Source organism: Serratia sp. BW106, from assembly GCF_002607755.1.
GTDB lineage: Bacteria > Pseudomonadota > Gammaproteobacteria > Enterobacterales > Enterobacteriaceae > Serratia > Serratia proteamaculans.
Genome location: NZ_MCGS01000028.1, coordinates 62322 through 62677 on the forward strand (window position 1 = coordinate 62322; position 356 = coordinate 62677).

The 356-nt window shown below is 60.7% G+C and carries 1 pseudogene; it reads left to right on the plus strand.

Annotated features, from left to right (window positions below):
• Positions 1–356 (plus strand): annotated as a pseudogene (gene lacZ, locus BEI65_RS18655) (beta-galactosidase); the annotation flags it as partial.

The following is a 356-nucleotide window of genomic DNA, read 5'->3' on the forward strand; positions in this document are numbered from 1 at the left end:
CACCGCGCACCTGAGCGATATCCGCATTACCACCCCGCTGTATGACAGTTTCCGCCGTGGCGAACTGGTGGCAGAAGTACACATCAACCGTGCCGCCCAGCACCGGGTACAGTTGCAGCTATGGCGTGATGGGCAATTGGTGGGGGAAAAAACCCAGGTGTTCGGCAGCGAGATTATCGACGAACGCGGTGCCTATGAGGATCGCACCACCCTGCGCCTGCCGGTGGAGCAACCGGCACTGTGGAGCGCGGAAACACCTGCGCTGTACCGCGCAACGCTGACCCTGCTGTCGCCGGAAGGGGAAATTATTGAGGTGGAAGCCTATGACGTCGGCTTCCGTCAGGTGGAAATCAGCC